General features: G+C 69.3%; 11 protein-coding genes. 3 read left to right on the forward strand and 8 right to left on the reverse strand.

Going from position 1 to position 15914, the window contains the following annotated elements:
* Positions 1–288: 288 nt before the first annotated feature.
* Positions 289–3138, reverse strand: coding sequence for a preprotein translocase subunit SecA (gene secA / locus EJ357_RS18080; protein ID WP_126392663.1), 2850 nt, complete (start codon positions 3136–3138; stop codon positions 289–291).
* A gap of 286 nt (positions 3139–3424) precedes the next feature.
* Between secA and EJ357_RS18085 the strand changes: the two genes are divergently transcribed.
* Positions 3425–4021, forward strand: a complete 597-nt coding sequence (locus EJ357_RS18085) for a GNAT family N-acetyltransferase (RefSeq protein ID WP_126392664.1) — start codon at positions 3425–3427, stop codon at positions 4019–4021.
* 81 nt (positions 4022–4102) lie between these two features.
* A complete protein-coding gene (locus EJ357_RS18090) occupies positions 4103–5299 on the forward strand; it encodes a winged helix-turn-helix domain-containing protein (RefSeq protein WP_126392665.1) in 1197 nt (398 codons plus the stop codon).
* Between the two features lie 12 nt (positions 5300–5311).
* Here EJ357_RS18090 and EJ357_RS18095 read toward each other — a convergent pair whose 3' ends face one another.
* From EJ357_RS18095 to mtnA, 7 genes are all read right to left on the reverse strand, one after another.
* Positions 5312–6058: a response regulator gene (locus EJ357_RS18095; protein ID WP_126392666.1), complete on the reverse strand. Its 747-nt coding sequence runs from the start codon at positions 6056–6058 to the stop codon at positions 5312–5314.
* A 201-nt stretch (positions 6059–6259) separates the two neighbouring features.
* Complete coding sequence (hpf, locus tag EJ357_RS18100) at positions 6260–6952, reverse strand: ribosome hibernation-promoting factor, HPF/YfiA family (RefSeq protein WP_407698495.1); 693 nt, start codon at positions 6950–6952, stop codon at positions 6260–6262.
* A 315-nt stretch (positions 6953–7267) separates the two neighbouring features.
* A complete protein-coding gene (locus EJ357_RS18110; RefSeq protein WP_126392669.1) occupies positions 7268–8212 on the reverse strand; it encodes a ComF family protein in 945 nt (314 codons plus the stop codon).
* A gap of 247 nt (positions 8213–8459) precedes the next feature.
* Positions 8460–10298, reverse strand: a complete 1839-nt coding sequence (locus EJ357_RS18115; RefSeq protein ID WP_126399610.1) for an LpqB family beta-propeller domain-containing protein — start codon at positions 10296–10298, stop codon at positions 8460–8462.
* The gene (gene mtrB, locus EJ357_RS18120) at positions 10288–12363 is read right to left on the reverse strand and encodes an MtrAB system histidine kinase MtrB (RefSeq protein ID WP_126392670.1); all 2076 of its coding nucleotides are present in this window, start codon (positions 12361–12363) and stop codon (positions 10288–10290) included. The genes EJ357_RS18115 and mtrB overlap by 11 nt, the downstream gene beginning before the upstream one ends.
* Position 12364: 1 nt before the next feature.
* Positions 12365–13054 (reverse strand): two-component system response regulator MtrA, encoded by a 690-nt coding sequence (mtrA, locus tag EJ357_RS18125; RefSeq protein WP_187822996.1) that lies wholly within the window; start codon positions 13052–13054, stop codon positions 12365–12367.
* Positions 13055–13237: 183 nt separating this feature from the next.
* Positions 13238–14380, reverse strand: a complete 1143-nt coding sequence (gene mtnA / locus EJ357_RS18130; RefSeq protein ID WP_126392671.1) for an S-methyl-5-thioribose-1-phosphate isomerase — start codon at positions 14378–14380, stop codon at positions 13238–13240.
* Between the two features lie 140 nt (positions 14381–14520).
* Between mtnA and EJ357_RS18135 the strand changes: the two genes are divergently transcribed.
* The gene (locus EJ357_RS18135) at positions 14521–15858 is read left to right on the forward strand and encodes a glycerophosphoryl diester phosphodiesterase membrane domain-containing protein (RefSeq protein ID WP_126392672.1); all 1338 of its coding nucleotides are present in this window, start codon (positions 14521–14523) and stop codon (positions 15856–15858) included.
* Positions 15859–15914 lie beyond the last annotated feature (56 nt).

Consider the following 15914-nt stretch of genomic DNA (forward strand, 5'->3'; position numbering starts at 1 on the left):
TCCACGGACGACAACAAGCCCCCACACGGCCTGGCCCACGGACCGGGACAAGCCACCACACGGTCTCTTCCACAGTCGCCGAGAAGCCCCCACACGGCCTCGCCCGCAGGCGCCGGCCAACCACGTCCCACGGACCGCCCAAAACGCCGACAGACACCCGCCTCGGACCGCCCAAGCCGAAGGGCCGGGTCCCCAAAGGAGACCCGGCCCTTCCAGCCACTACGGCGCCCCAGGCACCGCCACTGTCCGCTCGACGGCGCTATCTACCTGGCGCCGCCCCAGCCGGCGCTACTTCTTACGGCGCCGCCCACCACGCGACTGCTTGCGCCGCTCCGCGCGCGTGAGGCCGTCGGCCTCGGAACGCACCGGCTCGTCGCCGTTGTCGAAGTCGCCCTCGACGATGTCACCCTCGCCGTCGACCTTGGGCGCGGTGAAGTGCAGCCGGTCAGGGCGGCGCGGAGCCTCGAGCCCCTTGGCGCGGATCTCGGGACGGGCGCCCGCCTGCGCCGGCACCGCGTCCTTCTTCTCGAGGTCGGCCACCGGCTTGGCGTCCTCGACCGGGACCTCCTCGACCTGCTGCTCGACCTGGACCTCCAGGTTGAACAGGTAGCCGACGGACTCCTCCTTGATGCCCTCCATCATCGCGGTGAACATGTCGAAGCCCTCGCGCTGGTACTCGACCAGCGGGTCCTTCTGCGCCATCGCGCGCAGGCCGATGCCCTCCTGGAGGTAGTCCATCTCGTAGAGGTGCTCGCGCCACTTGCGGTCCAGGACCGACAGCACGACCCGGCGCTCCAGCTCACGCATGATCTCGGAGCCGAGCTGCGCCTCGCGCTCCTCGTACTGCGCGTGGATGTCGTCCTTGATGGACTCGGCGATGAACTCGGCGGTGAGACCGGCACGGTCACCGGCCGCCTCCTCCAGCTCCTCGACGGTGACCTTCACCGGGTAGAGCTGCTTGAAGGCGCCCCACAGCCGGTCCAGGTCCCACTCCTCGGCGAAGCCCTCGGCGGTCTCCGCGGCGACGTACGCGTCGATCGTGTCGTCCATGAAGTGCTGCACCTGCTCGTGCAGGTCCTCGCCCTCCAGGACGCGGCGGCGCTCGCCGTAGATGACCTCACGCTGGCGGTTGAGGACCTCGTCGTACTTCAGGACGTTCTTACGGGTCTCGAAGTTCTGCTGCTCGACCTGCGACTGGGCGGACGCGATCGCGCGCGTGACCATCTTGTTCTCGATCGGCACGTCGTCCGGGACGTTCGCCATCGACATCACGCGCTCGACCATCTGGGCCTTGAACAGGCGCATCAGGTCGTCGCCGAGCGACAGGTAGAAGCGGGACTCTCCGGGGTCACCCTGACGGCCGGAACGACCACGCAGCTGGTTGTCGATACGACGCGACTCGTGCCGCTCGGTGCCGAGGACGTAGAGACCGCCGAGGGCCTTAACCTCCTCGAACTCCGCCTTGACCGCCTGCTCGGCCCGCTCCAGGGCCGCGGGCAGGGCGTGGGCCCACTCCTCGATGTGCTCCTCGGGGTCGAGGCCGCGCTGGCGCAGCTCGGCCTCGGCGAGGTCCTCGGGGTTGCCGCCGAGCTTGATGTCGGTACCACGGCCGGCCATGTTGGTGGCCACGGTCACGGCGCCCTTGCGGCCGGCCTGGGCGACGATGATCGCCTCCCGGTCGTGCTGCTTGGCGTTCAGCACCTCGTGCTGAACGCCGCGCTTGCTGAGCTGCTGCGAGAGGTACTCGGACTTCTCGACCGACGTCGTACCGACGAGGATCGGCTGCCCCTTCTCGTGCTTCTCGACGATGTCGTCGACGACCGCCTCGAACTTGGCGACCTCGGTGCGGTAGATCAGGTCCGACTGGTCCTTGCGGATCATCGGCCTGTTGGTCGGGATCGGGACGACGCCGAGCTTGTAGATCTGGTGGAACTCGGCGGCCTCGGTCATCGCCGTACCGGTCATGCCGGAGAGGCCGGGGACTTCCTTGCCGTCGTGGTCCTGGCGCTTGTAGAGGCGGAAGAAGTTCTGCAGGGTGATCGTGGCGAGCGTCTGGTTCTCGTCCTTGATGTCCACCCCTTCCTTCGCCTCGATCGCCTGGTGCATGCCCTCGTTGTAGCGGCGGCCGGCGAGGATACGGCCGGTGTGCTCGTCGACGATCATGACCTCGCCGTCGATGACGACGTAGTCCTTGTCCTTCTTGAACAGTTCCTTGGCCTTGATGGCGTTGTTCAGGTAGCCCACCAGAGGCGTGTTCACCGACTCGTACAGGTTGTCGATGCCCAGCCAGTCCTCGACCTTGGAGACACCGGCCTCGTGGATGGCGACCGTGCGCTTCTTCTCGTCGACGTCGTAGTCGCCGGTCTCCTCGAGGCCCTTGAGGGGGTTGCCGGCCTCGCCCTTCTTCAGGCGCGTGACCAGCTTGGCGAAGTCGCCGTACCACTTGGTGGCCTGGTCGGCCGGGCCGGAGATGATCAGCGGCGTACGGGCCTCGTCGACGAGGATGGAGTCGACCTCGTCGACGATGGCGAAGTTGTGGCCGCGCTGGACGAGTTCGTCCTTGGACCACGCCATGTTGTCGCGCAGGTAGTCGAAGCCGAACTCGTTGTTCGTGCCGTACGTGATGTCGCAGGCGTACTGCTCGCGACGCTGGGCCGGCGTCATGTTGGCGAGGATGCAACCGACTTCCAGGCCCAGGAACTTGTGGACGCGGCCCATCATCTCCGAGTCGCGCTCGGCCAGGTAGTCGTTGACCGTGATCAGGTGGACGCCCTTGCCGGCCAGCGCGTTCAGATACGCGGGCAGGGTGCCGACGAGCGTCTTGCCCTCACCGGTCTTCATCTCGGCCACGTAGCCGAGGTGGAGGGCCGCGCCACCCATGATCTGCACGTCGTAGTGGCGCTGGCCGAGGACACGCTTGGCGGCCTCGCGAACGGTGGCGAAGGCCTCGGGCAGCAGGTCGTCCAGGCTCTCACCATCGGCGTAGCGCTGCTTGTACTCATCGGTGAGGGCCCGCAGCTCGGCGTCGGAGAGGTCAGCGAAGTCCTCTTCGATGGAGTTGACCTGGTCCGCGATGCGGTGCAGCTTGCGCAGGATCTTGCCTTCGCCTGCACGCATGATCTTCGAGAGGACGGACACGGGGGTTGGTCTCCTTGCCGGTCGGGCCTGGGACGGTCGGTTTCCATTTGACTTGTCTGAGCAACGGCCATCGTATGCGAGGACCCCGCCGTGCCGGGAGCCTGCCGGGGGCGACGGTGATCCGCCGCTTCAAATCTCCGTCAAAGGGGACAACGGCCGGGGGTCGCGGATGGTGCCGCGATCCGCCAACGAATTGTGCGAAACGCGATCACACGCTCACACACCGCATGGTTCACGCAGCGCATAAAGAATGGCGCTCCCGTCGGGCCCCGAGCAGAATCGGCCGATGGAACCCGTCACGCTCACCACGGACCGCCTCCTCATGCGCACGGTCGGCCCAAAGGACACCGATGCCGTGTACGAGGCCGTCCAGGACCCCGACATCCTGCGCTGGACCACGATCCCCTCCCCTTACCTGTACGAACACGCCCACAGCTTCACGCACCAACTGGTCCCGGAGGGCTGGCACAACGGTTCGATGTTCACGTGGGGCCTCTTCCTCCCCGAAGGGGAGGACCTGGTGGGGATGCTCGGCCTGACGATGCGTTCCATGAGCGACGCCGAGATCGGTTTCTGGGGCACGAAGGAGCACCGCGGCAACGGCTACATCACCGAGGCGGTCCTCGCCGCTTCCCGCTGGGCCTTCAGCCACATGGCGATCGACCGCGTGGAATGGCGCGCGGAGGTCGGCAACGCCCCCTCCCGCGCGGTGGCGGAACGCACCGGCTTCACCCTGGAGGGCACCCTCCGCTCCGCGATCGTGCACCAGGGCGTACGCCGCGACTGCTGGGTGGGTTCCTTCCTCCCGTCGGACCTGGGACTCCCGTCAACGGCGCCCTACCTGCCCGCCCCGCCCCGGAAAGCCGGGCCCAGCCGTCCCTGACCCCACGCCCGTGGAGGGGTACTCCTCCCAAACCCCCAGCTCACCCCGCATTGTCAGTGCCACCCTTTATCGTCCGATCCCATGACGACCCCGCGCCCCACTACCAACCTCTCGGCAGACGAAGCCCGCCGCATCGCGCTGAGAGCCCAGGGCTTCCTCGGCACGCCCAACCGCAGGTCCGGCGTCCGCGGCATACTCCGTCACCTCGGCGCGGTCCAGCTCGACACCATCTCGGTCCTGGCCCGCTCCCACGAACTCATCCCGTACGCCCGCCTGGGCGCGGTGGGCCGCAAGACGGTCGAGAAGGCGTACTGGACGACTGCGTCCGAGGGCGCGCCGTCCGCACCGCACGCCTTCGAGTACTGGTCCCACGCCGCCTGCATCCTCCCCGTCGAGGAGTGGCCCCACTTCGCCTTCCGCCGCCGCGCCTACCGCAGCCGCCCCCACTGGAACCACGACCTCCCCGACGGCACCTACGACCAGGTGATCAAACAGCTCCGCTCGGAGGGCCCCCTCACCGCAACCGAACTGGGCGGCGCGAAGAGAACCAGCGAGTGGTGGGACTGGTCGGGCGCGAAGGTCGCCGTCGAACGCGCCCTGATGTACGGCGAGGTGGTCTGCGTCGAGCGCCGCGGCTGGAAGCGCGTGTACGACCTCGCCGAACGCGCCATCCCGGAGGCACTGCTGCACGACGAACTGGACGACACCGAGTGCCTGCGCCGCCTGGTCCGCCTGGCCGGCCAGTCCCTGGGCGTCGGCACCCGCGCGGACATCGCCGACTACCACCGTCTCAAGGGCGAACAGGTGGACGCGGTGATCGCCGACTCGGGCCTGGTCCCGGTCACGGTGGAGGGCTGGGGCAAGCCTGCCTGGGCCGACCCGGCGGCCCTCGAAACCCCGCCGCGCGGCCGCCACCGTACGACGCTCCTGTCTCCGTTCGACTCGCTGATCTGGGAACGAGCACGTACGGAGCGGATCTTCGGCTTCACCCACCGGCTGGAGGCGTACGTCCCCAGGCAGAAGCGGGTCCACGGCTACTTCGCGATGCCCGTCCTGGCCGGCGGCCATCTCGTCGGCCGCGTGGACCCGGCCCGTGACGGCCACACGCTGGTGGCCAAGCAGGTCACCCTGGAAGGCCCGAAGGCGGTCCCCGCGGTGGCCCAGGCCCTGATCGAGGCGGCCGGCTGGGTGGACTGCACGGACGTACGCGTGGAACGGGTGGACGCGCCGGAGCTGCGTGAGCCCCTGGTGCGGGAACTCACCCGCGCCACCGCCTGAGCGCTCCCGCGGTCACCGGATCTCGAGGATCTTCTCCCGCATCGCGTACACCACGGCCTCCATCCTGGAGTGCAGCTGCAGCTTCTCCAGGATGTTGCGCACATGGTTCTTCACGGTGTTCTCGGAGATGAACAACTCCTTCGCGATATCGCGGTTGTTCATCCCGGTGGCAACGAGCTTGAGGACCTCCAGCTCGCGGTCCGTCAGCCGTGGCGCGGGCACGAGCCGACGCTCGTCCGTCCGCTGGATCATCGACTTGAACTCGGTGAGCAGCTTCGACGCCATGGACGGGCTGATCTGCGACTGCCCGTCGGCCACCGCGCGGATGGCTGTGGCCACCTCGTCCGTGGAGATCTCCTTGAGGAGATAACCGGTCGCGCCCGCCTTGATCGCGTCGTAGAGGTCGGCCTCCTCATCACTGATCGTCAGCATGATGATCTTCGCGCTGGGGGCCACCTCCTTGATGGAGGTGCAGGCCTCGATCCCGCCCCGCTTGGGCATCCGGACGTCCATCAGGACGATGTCCGGCAGCAGGTCCGCGGCCTTGTCGACGGCCTCAGCGCCGTCGCCCGCCTCCCCCACGACCTGGATGTCCTCCTCGGCGGCGAGCACGATCTCCAGTCCACGACGGAAGAGGGCATGGTCGTCCACGACGAGGACTCTGATCGGTTCCTTGCGTGAAGAGCCCGCGTTCGAGCCCATGCCGACGACATCACCGTCGGCATCGTCGTCCCGCATCGGTCCGAAGCTGTCCGCCATCGTTCCTCCCCCTGAAGGCTGTGGCTGGTCCTTTGCCATCGCCAACCCAAGGCAGCGGCCCACCGGTTGGGCCGGTGCGGCCATGATTTCATGCCCGTCCGACACTACGGTGACGAGCGGGGCGCGAAGTGGTCGCACACCGGTGCCCCTGGGGGCGCACGCGCGCTCCAGGGGCACCGGCTCAGCTGTCAGCCGGATGGGTCAGCCGCCCAGCGTGCCACCTGCCGCGGGAGCCTGCGCCTGGGTGACCATCGGGTCGGTGCTGAGGTGGATGACGCCGTAGTCGTAGGCGTGCCGCCGGTAGACGACACTCGGTTCCTTGGTCTCGGAGTCGACGAACAGGTAGAAGTCGTGCCCGACCAGCTCCATCTCGTAGAGGGCCTGGTCGAGGGTCATCGGGGAGGCGACGTGCGTCTTCTCGCGTACGACGAGAGGGCCTTCGCCCTTCACTTCCAGCGAGCCGATCTTCTTGGTGGGAATGCCGTCCGGTTCTTCCGTCTGGAAGGTGTGGCCGTTCCCGTTCAGCGTCGCCACGCCCGGAACGTGGTCAGGGACCTCGGCCGCCGTGAGTCGGCGTGCGCCTCGGCGTGAGAAACGCTTGTCGTGCTGCTTGCGCAGCCGGGCATCCAGCTTCTCCGCCGCCAGGTCGAGCGCCGCGTACGGATCGCTGGCCGCTGCCTCCGCCCGGATCACCGGACCGCGGGAGCGGAGCGTGATCTCCACTCGATCGCTGCGGTCGGCCTGTCGGGGGTTGGGCTCCTTGGACACCTCGACGTCGAGGCTGATCACCTTGGCATCGAGCCTCTGGATTTTCTCCAGCTTCAGCTTCTCGGCCACGTGCTTGCGGAACCGCTCGGGCACCTCGGTCTTGCGGCCCTTGACGACGATGTCCACGCAGAACTCCGTTCCCGGATCGCCCCGCTCCATCGGCGGAGCATCTCCCTTTTGCACCAGGCTCCGGTGAGCCCCGGAACCTCGGACTCGGTGACTTCCACCTCCTCCTCCCCCATGGGCAAGATCTCCACCCCATGGCCGCGAGTCAATGCGTAAAACCCGCAGCCCGGCATTCGGATATGACAGGGATGGCCTGCGCCTTTCCCTCACAACCGAACATATCTCGCCCGGACGGATGTCGTCACCCTCTACTGCGGCGTACCTCCGTTCAGGTGAATTGACCCTCTCGTTACCTGCAACGATGCAACTTCGCGGTCAGTTCCGGTTTATCTCGAAAGAATCCGGTGTCGCTGCGACCACGGCCGCGCACATCAGGTCACCGGACTGTCCGGAACCCATGATTCCCGGGTTCTTGCCCGCCCGCCGCACGACGCCCTCCGTTGATCCAGCACTCCGTTCCCCTGTGCTTTCCCGACTTCCCGCCGTGTACACAGCGGTTGTGCTGTCGCCCCGCGCACCGAACTCCGCGGCCACCCGTTCATACGCGTCCGCCTCCGCCGGCGTTCCGCCGTATACGCTCCCTCCCTCCGTCAAAGCCGCCCGCACGGCACGCGCCGCCTCCGCCAGGGACGCACCCGTCGTCATCAGGTCGTCGACGAGCACGACCGGACCACCGGCGAGCAGCCGGCCGCCCCCGGGAGCCAGCGCCAGCGCGCCCGCGAGATTGTCCAGCCTCTGCCGGGAGTTGAGCCCCGACTGATCGGCCACCGCACGCCGCTGCCGCAGCACGGCGAGCACCCGCGTCGGCATACCGGCCCGCCGCAGCTCTCCCGCCGCCGCGAGCGCGATCCGCCGCGCCGGATCATGCCCCCGCGCCCGCACAGCCCCGCGCGCGGACGGAACAGGTACGAGCAGCACAGGCGCACCAGCACTCCCGAACCGCCCCACACCGCCACCCGCGCAGGCCTCCCGCAGCCCCGCCCGTACAGCCCCCGCCAGAGCCGTCCCGAGCGGCGCGGCGAGCGCCAGCGCCCCGCGCTCCTTGTGAGCCAGCAGCGCCGCCCGCACCTCGTCCGCGTACCGGGCCGCCGCGTGCACGACCGGCAGCCCGGAAGGCTCCGGCACTGGTCGCACCCGGCTCGGTACGGCCCCGCCAAGGACGGCACGGCACTCCGGGCAGAGCACGGTGCGAGACCTTCCACAGCCGCCGCACTCGGCCGGCAGCACCAGGTCGGTGAGGTCCTGCCACCACCCCCGCATGCCCACCACTGTGCCAATGCCCGAGCCGACCGGCCACCCCTGTGGATAACTCCCTGTGGAAAACCTCGGCAGTCACACAGACGCCCTCTTCCGCCCCAAAGCCACGCCCAATCCCCGAGCAATCACCTGGAGCTGACCTCCCACCCCTACAAAAAAGCGACCGCCCCCAACCGGAGTCACCCTCCGGCCGGAAGCGGCCGCCAAGCTCACCGTCCGCGAACCTCAACGGCGCGGCCCGGGCACGACGTCACCCCGGATAAACCGGCGCCGTCCCGTCCGTCACCACCTTCTGCCAGGGCATCCCGGACGGCAGCCTTACGATCCCGTCCTCCGAGTAGCCGACCAGAGGCAGCCGTGTGTCCTCGGACGCGGTGATCTCCTTCACGCCGCTGAGAGCCGCGGGCACCGGCCCCTCCGGTGTCGAGCCGTCCACCTGCACATACCGCATCGACTGGACGCCGCCCTTCTCGCGCCCGGCCACCACGAGCCGGCTGTCCCCGGCCCACGACATGGCGGTGACCTCCTCCAACTCCGGCGTCGCGGAACGCAGTTCGTGCACCGACACGGCCGCTCGCTCGCCGTCCTTGCCGTCCTCGCCCCGCTCGATCCGCCCGATGAGCAGCGACGATGTGTCGCCCTTCTTCACGACGAGCGCGATCCGCACTCCATCGGCGGCCACCCGCACGGACTCGATGCGTCCTTCCAGCCCCGGTGTCTTCACCACCAGCGGATCGCCCACGCCCTCCTCCAGCAGGAGCAACCGGGGCTTGCGGGGATCGCGGTCCGCCACCCACAGGTCACCCTGGGCGTCCCAGCTCGGCGCCGACAACCGCTCGTCCTGCGTCCTGCCTTCACTGGTCAGCTCGGGCTCCCCGAGCGGGCCGCCCGACACCAGCGCCCCGACGTACAGCTCCTTGCCGTCCAGGCCGACCCCCGCCGCCATGTCCTCGTCACGCGACACGCCCACCGACCCGAGCTCCTTCTCGCCCTCCCCGAGGGCACCCGGCACGGCATCGGGATGCGTGTCGTTGGTGGCGGCGGCCAGCCGTACGAGCCGGTGCTTGGCGTCCAGGAAGTACAGGTACTCGGCGCGCTCGACCGACCCGCGCGCGGCCACGGCCTGTGCTCCTTCCTCCGTAAGCGTGCACAGCTGCCTGCCGCCCGCCTTCAGCTCGACCTCGTCCACGGTGGGGGTGAGGTTCTGCAGAGTGAACAGGAGCTGCGTCGCCATCTCATAGCACTTGGTCAGCCCGACCCGGGCCGCCTTGTCGTTCAACGAGACGGTCAGGATGTTCTGGTCGTTGGGGGTCAGCGAGGCGCCGTCTTCCTTCAACCCCGTACCGGTGGGGAAGCTCGACCTGACCACCGGATCGAGCCAGCTGGTGGGCCCCTTGAGCAGCGAACGCACCATCTCCGTCATGGGATCCACGTTCCTGCGCACGTACACGGGATCGGCGACGGCCGCCGTGTGCGGGGAGGTCCCGAGCGTGGTGTTCGTGGCGAAGTAGTACTTGTCGACGGGCATGTAGTTGCGCTGGAAGTCCGACTTGCCCATGACGACCCCGCGCGGCGGCACATCGATGCGCCACTGCTTGGTCTTCTTGTCCTGGGTGAGATGCATCGTCTCGCTGTAGTTCCCGTCGGCAGGCGAGTACGACTGCTGCGCGTCGACCGTGGCCACCTTGGCGCCGGTCAGCGTGTACGAGAGACTCTCGGTCTCCTCCCGGCCCCCCACCCGGTCGGATTCGACGCCCGGCCCGTCGGCGAGCACCGTAGTGGACAGCAAGGGCCGCCACTTCTCCGAGGCTTCCTTGGTCAGGTACTTGCGTGCTATCTCATAGTTCGGATCGTCACTGGTCAGCGCCTCCAGGAAGCCCGAGACGATCTCCGAAGACGAAGCGTTCTCGTGCGGAGGCATGGCGAAGACCCGCACCTGCGTGTCCTGGCGCGGCGTGGACTCGACGCCGCGCAGATCGCCGCTGTCGGGCATCGAGGCACACCCCGCCAGCAGTACGGCGCCACAGGCGGCGTAGGCCACCGCGCGCCCCGGCGTGCGCCGGGCGCCCCCGTCGCGGTCAGCGCCCACGAGATGCCTCCCCATGCTTGTTCGACTCCTCGGCCTGCCCGGCTTCCTCACTCGGCGGCCCTTCTGCACCGGGCGGGTCGTCCTGCCGACGCGCACCGGACGCGGGGCGGGGTACCACCCGCGCGCCGTTGCCCGGCAACGCCGTCGGATCGGCTTTGGGGACCGCAGTGCCCATCCGTGACGCGATCGGGCCCCTCGACGCCATAGGTGCCGCCTGGCCACCTGTGGGCTGCGCCGGCACCGTCGCGGCCTTCTCGCCTCCGCCGGACGGCAGACCGGCGTCATTAAGTCCTCGATTGCGCCGCGAGTCCTTGGGCTCCAGAGGTATCGGCGACCCTCGCAGCGGTTCGTCCGCGGTCCGCGGCAGCGTCAGCCGGAACTGCGAGCCGCCGCCCGGCTCGCCCCACGCCTGTAGCCAGCCGCCGTGCAGCCGCGCGTCCTCCAGCGCGATGGACAGCCCCAGACCCGTACCGCCCGTGGTACGCGCGCGTGCCGGGTCGGCCCGCCAGAAGCGGCTGAAGACACGGGTCGCCTCACCGGGCTTGAGCCCGACGCCGTAGTCCCGCACCGCGACCGCGACCGCCCCGCCCGCAGCCGCGAGCTTGACGATGACGTCCCTGCCCTCGCCGTGTTCGACGGCGTTGACGACCAGATTGCGCAGCACCCGCTCGACACGCCGGGCATCGGCCTCGGCGACGATGGGCTGCTGGTCACCGAGGATCCGTATCTGTGTGCCCTTGCGCTCGGCGAGCGGTTCGGCCCCGGTCACCACGCGCCGCACGACCTCCCTGAGGTCGATCGGCTCGGCCTCCAGCGCCGCCGCACCCGCGTCGAAGCGACTGATCTCCAGCAGGTCGGCGAGCAGCGACTCGAACCGGTCCAGCTGGTCGGTGAGCAACTCCGCCGACCGCGCGGTCACCGGATCGAAGTCCTCCCGCGCCTCATGGATGACATCGGCAGCCATACGCACGGTCGTCAGCGGCGTCCGCAACTCGTGCGATACGTCGGACACGAACCGCCGCTGCATCCGCGACAGGTCCTCCAGCTGCTGGATCTTCAGCTGCAGGTTCTGCGCCATCTTGTTGAAGGCCTCACCGAGCCGCGCGATGTCGTCCTCGCCGGTGACCTTCATCCGTTCCTGCAGCCGCCCGGCCGACAGCCGCTCGGCGATCCCGGCCGCCATCCGCACGGGCGTGACGACCTGGCGCACCACGAGCCAGGCGATGGCTCCGAGCAGTACGACGACGAAGAGCCCGGCGGTGGCAAGCGTCCCCTTGACCAGACTCAGCGACTTCTCCTCCTGGCTGAGCGGGAAGAGGTAGTAGAGCTGATACGGGTCACCGTTGGGATCGTTGACCTGCTTGCCGATGACCAGGGCCGGCTGGGACTCCTTGTGAGCGGTGGGCTGGTAGACGACACGGGTGTAGCTCTGGAACGCGCCCGTCGCACTGTCGATGCGATCGCGCAGGGCCTCCGGCACACTCGCGGTCGGATCCACACCGCCGGAGGCACGTCGCCCGCGACCACCGGTGTCACTCCCCGCGGAGGCCGGAAGCGTCACCACCTCGAAGGCGCCCTGCCCGCCGCTGGAGAGCGAGGACACGAGGTCGCTCATCCACTGGATGACGTTCTGATCCGAACGCTCGTCCACCGTCGCACCGTCGTCAGCGGTCCCGGCCTCCGCCTCGTCGGCCCTCTGCTTGGCCGCCGCGAACCCGCCCGTGGCCTGGCTCTGCGAGGCCTTCACCTTGGCGTCGAGCAGCCCGTTGCGCACCTGCCCGATGACCACGAAGCCCAGCAGCAGAACGACACCCAGCGACATCAGCAGGGTCGTGACGACGACCTTGAGCTGGATGTTGCGCCGCCACAGCCGCATGACCGGCAGCAGCGGCCGACGCACCCAGCGCAGCACAAGACGAAGGACCGGGCTGCCCTGGACTCCACCCTGCAGCAGCCCGCCCTCGAGGAACCGTCCCCATCGGGAGCCCGACCCCTTCCGGCCGACAGGCCGCTCCGGACGGGCCCCGGTCCGACCGGGGGCCGCAGCGGCACTGTCCCCGGACATGTCAGCTCGGCCCTGCCTTGTAGCCGACGCCACGGACGGTCACCACGATCTCCGGACGCTCCGGGTCCTTCTCGACCTTGGAACGCAGCCGCTGCACGTGCACGTTGACCAGCCGGGTGTCGGCCGCGTGCCGGTAGCCCCACACCTGCTCCAGGAGCACCTCACGCGTGAACACCTGCCACGGCTTACGGGCCAGCGCGACCAGCAGGTCGAACTCCAGAGGCGTCAGCGCGATCGACTGCCCGTCCCGCTTCACGGAGTGCCCGGCCACGTCGATCACGAGGTCACCGATGGCCAACTGCTCCGGCGCCGGCTCCTCCGACCTCCGCAGCCGCGCCCGGATACGGGCGACGAGCTCCTTCGGCTTGAACGGCTTCACGATGTAGTCATCGGCACCGGACTCCAGACCGACCACCACGTCCACGGTGTCGCTCTTGGCCGTGAGCATCACGATCGGCACCCCGGACTCCGCCCTGATCAGGCGGCACACCTCGATACCGTCCCGACCGGGCAGCATCAGGTCGAGCAGCACAAGATCGGGCTTGGTCTCCCGGAATGCGGCCAGCGCCTTGTCGCCGTCGGCTACGAAAGACGGCTCAAAACCTTCACCACGCAGCACGATGCCGAGCATCTCGGCCAGTGCGGTGTCGTCGTCGACGACAAGGACTCGTCCCTTCATGAATGCCATCATCCCATTCTCATAACAGTGGCGAAGGCAGTGGTGAGATAGGTCACCGGCCAGTGACCTTAGTCGTACGCGGTCGCCACTGTCTGCCCTTGCCGCGATCACACGGCGTTACCTTTGGGCGGCTTTACCCCCTCTGCCCGCCCGCCCGTTTCCAGCCCTTGCCTCACAAGCTCTGTGTCACCGGCTCTACGTCACCGACCTCGCCCTGGCACACAGCTCCGCCAGAGCCTCAGCCGTCACGGGCGAGACGACTCCCTCCTCCGTGACGATCGCCGTCACCAGCTCGGGCGGCGTCACATCGAACGCCGGGTTGTACGCCTGCGTCCCCAGCGGCGCCACCGGAATCCCGCCACCAGCCTCCGCCCCCGCCACCGGCACCTGAGGCGCCACGACTTCTGTCACCTCGAACCCGGGGCGCTGCTCGACCTCGATGGACGCCCCGTCCGGCGTCGCCGGATCCACCGTCGTCAGCGGCGCCACCACGATGAACGGCACATGGTGGTAGCGCGCGAGCACCGCGAGCGGATAGCTCCCGACCTTGTTCGCCACCGAACCGTCGGCCGCGATGCGATCCGCCCCGATCAGCACCGCATCCACCTCCCCGGCGGCGAACAACGAACCCGCCGCGTTGTCCGTGAGCAAGCTGTACGCCATCCCGTTGCGCGCCGCCTCGTACGCCGTGAGGCGAGCCCCTTGCAGCAACGGCCGTGTCTCGTCCACCCACAACCGCCTGAGCCGCCCGGCCCGGTGCGCCGAGAGCGCCACCGCGAACGCCGTGCCCTCCCCGCCCGACACCAGGGCCCCGGTATTGCAGTGCGTGAGGATGCGATGCCCACCGCCGGACAACAGCTCGTCCAGCAGCGCCAGCCCACGCTCTGCCATCCGCGCGCTGGCCTCGGCGTCCTCCTTGTGCAACGCCCGCGCAGCGCTCAGGGCAGCAGCCGCGGCCTGCTCGACGTCCCCACTCCGCGCGAGCTCGGCCCGGTACGCGGACTGGGCCCTTCGCACGCCGACGCCGAGATTCACGGCCGTTGGCCGGGCACCCGCCAGCGACTCCGCGGCGGCGTCCACGTCGAATCCGCGCGCGGCGGCGAGCGCGACCCCGTACGCCCCGGCGATCCCGAGCAGCGGCGCGCCGCGCACGGCGAGCGAACGGATCGCCTCCACCAGCGCGGGCGCGTCCGTGCAGACCAGCTCGACCTCCTCCGCCGGCAGTCTCGTCTGGTCGAGAAGCACCAGAACGGGACCCTCGGGTGGTTCGTCCCACCGGATCGCCGGTGTCCCCGTCGGCCTGTCGTCCTCGCCGGATTGCGCGTACTGATCAGCCATGCGATCAGTCTGCCCCTTGTCCGGCGGACAATTGAAGGTGTGCAGCCCATACCGCGGCCGGTACCTCGTCGACCACCCCATGGCACGATGGCTGCCAACCTGCCGCCGCGACCGCGGATGGGCACCGTGAAGGAGCGACGATGAACGACACTCCGGGCTGGGCCTCGCCCGGATCCGCCCCGTCCGACGGACAGGAACCCGGCGCGTCCGGCCCCACGGAGCCCGCGGACCGTCCCGACCCCGCACAGCAGCCGGGACCGGACCCACAGGACGCCGGCCAGAAGTGGTCCAAGGAGCAGCCGCCACCCGGCCAGTGGTCCGCCCCCACGGGGCCCCAGGCTCCCGGCCAGACCCCGCCGCCCCCACCGCCCGGCCCGGGCTGGGGCGCTCCCCCGCCTGCCGGCCCCGGCGGATACGGCGGCTACGGCGGCGGTCACCCGGGCTACGGCGCCCCGGGCGGATACGGCGCCTGGGGAAGCGGCTGGGGAGGCCCCCCGCCCGCTGCCAAGCCCGGCGTGATCCCGCTGCGTCCACTGGGCGTCGGCGAGATCCTCGACGGCGCGGTCTCCACCATGCGCACCTACTGGCGCACGGTCCTGGGCATCTCGCTGACCGTCGCGATCGTCACGGAGATCCTCGTGATCCTCCTCCAGGGCTTCGTCCTGAACGACCTCGCGAGCACCGAGGCCCTCAACGACCCGAGCGCCACCCTCAGCGAGCTGGCTCGCGCCACACGCGACGCCCTGCTCGGCTCCAGCGTGATCTTCCTGATCTCGGTGATCGGCGCGATCATCGCGACCGCCCTGCTCACGACGGTCACCAGCCGCGCGGTGCTCGGCAAGTCGGTGACCACCGGCGAGGCCTGGCGCGACGCGCGCCCTCAGGTGCTGCGACTCTTCGGCCTGCTCTTCCTGCTGTTGCTCATGACCTTCGGCCTGGTGTTCGTGGGTGCTCTCCCCGGCATCCTGGTGGCCGCCTCGGGCTCCGGTGACGGCGGCGCGGCACTCGTCTTCCTGGGCATCCTCGGCGCCGGCATCGTCGCGCTGTGGCTGTGGTTCCGTTTCTCCCTCGCCTCGCCCGCTCTGATGCTGGAGAAGCAGGGCATCATGAAGGCGCTGAGCCGCTCCGCCAAGCTGGTCCGCGGCTCCTGGTGGCGAGTCTTCGGCATCCAGTTGCTCGCCACGATCATCGCCAACATCGTCGCGGCGATCGTCGTCATCCCCTTCACCTTCCTCGCCGGCGCCCTCAGCGGCGACGGCGCGACCAGCTTCCTCGAAGGCACCAACGACCTCGGCTGGACGTTCCTCATCGTCAGCGGCGTGGGCTCGGTGATCGGCTCCATGATCACTTTCCCGATCACGGCCGGCGTCACCGTCCTGCTCTACATCGACCAACGCATCCGCCGCGAGGCCCTCGACCTCGAACTGGCCCGAGCAGCCGGCGTCCAGGGCTACGGCACCGGCACCCCGGGGAGCTGAACCGGTGAACCTGGCGGGGGGAGTTCTCACAACGGCATCAGCGCTGCCCGAGGCAG

This window comes from Streptomyces cyaneochromogenes (assembly GCF_003963535.1).
Lineage (GTDB): Bacteria > Actinomycetota > Actinomycetes > Streptomycetales > Streptomycetaceae > Streptomyces > Streptomyces shaanxiensis.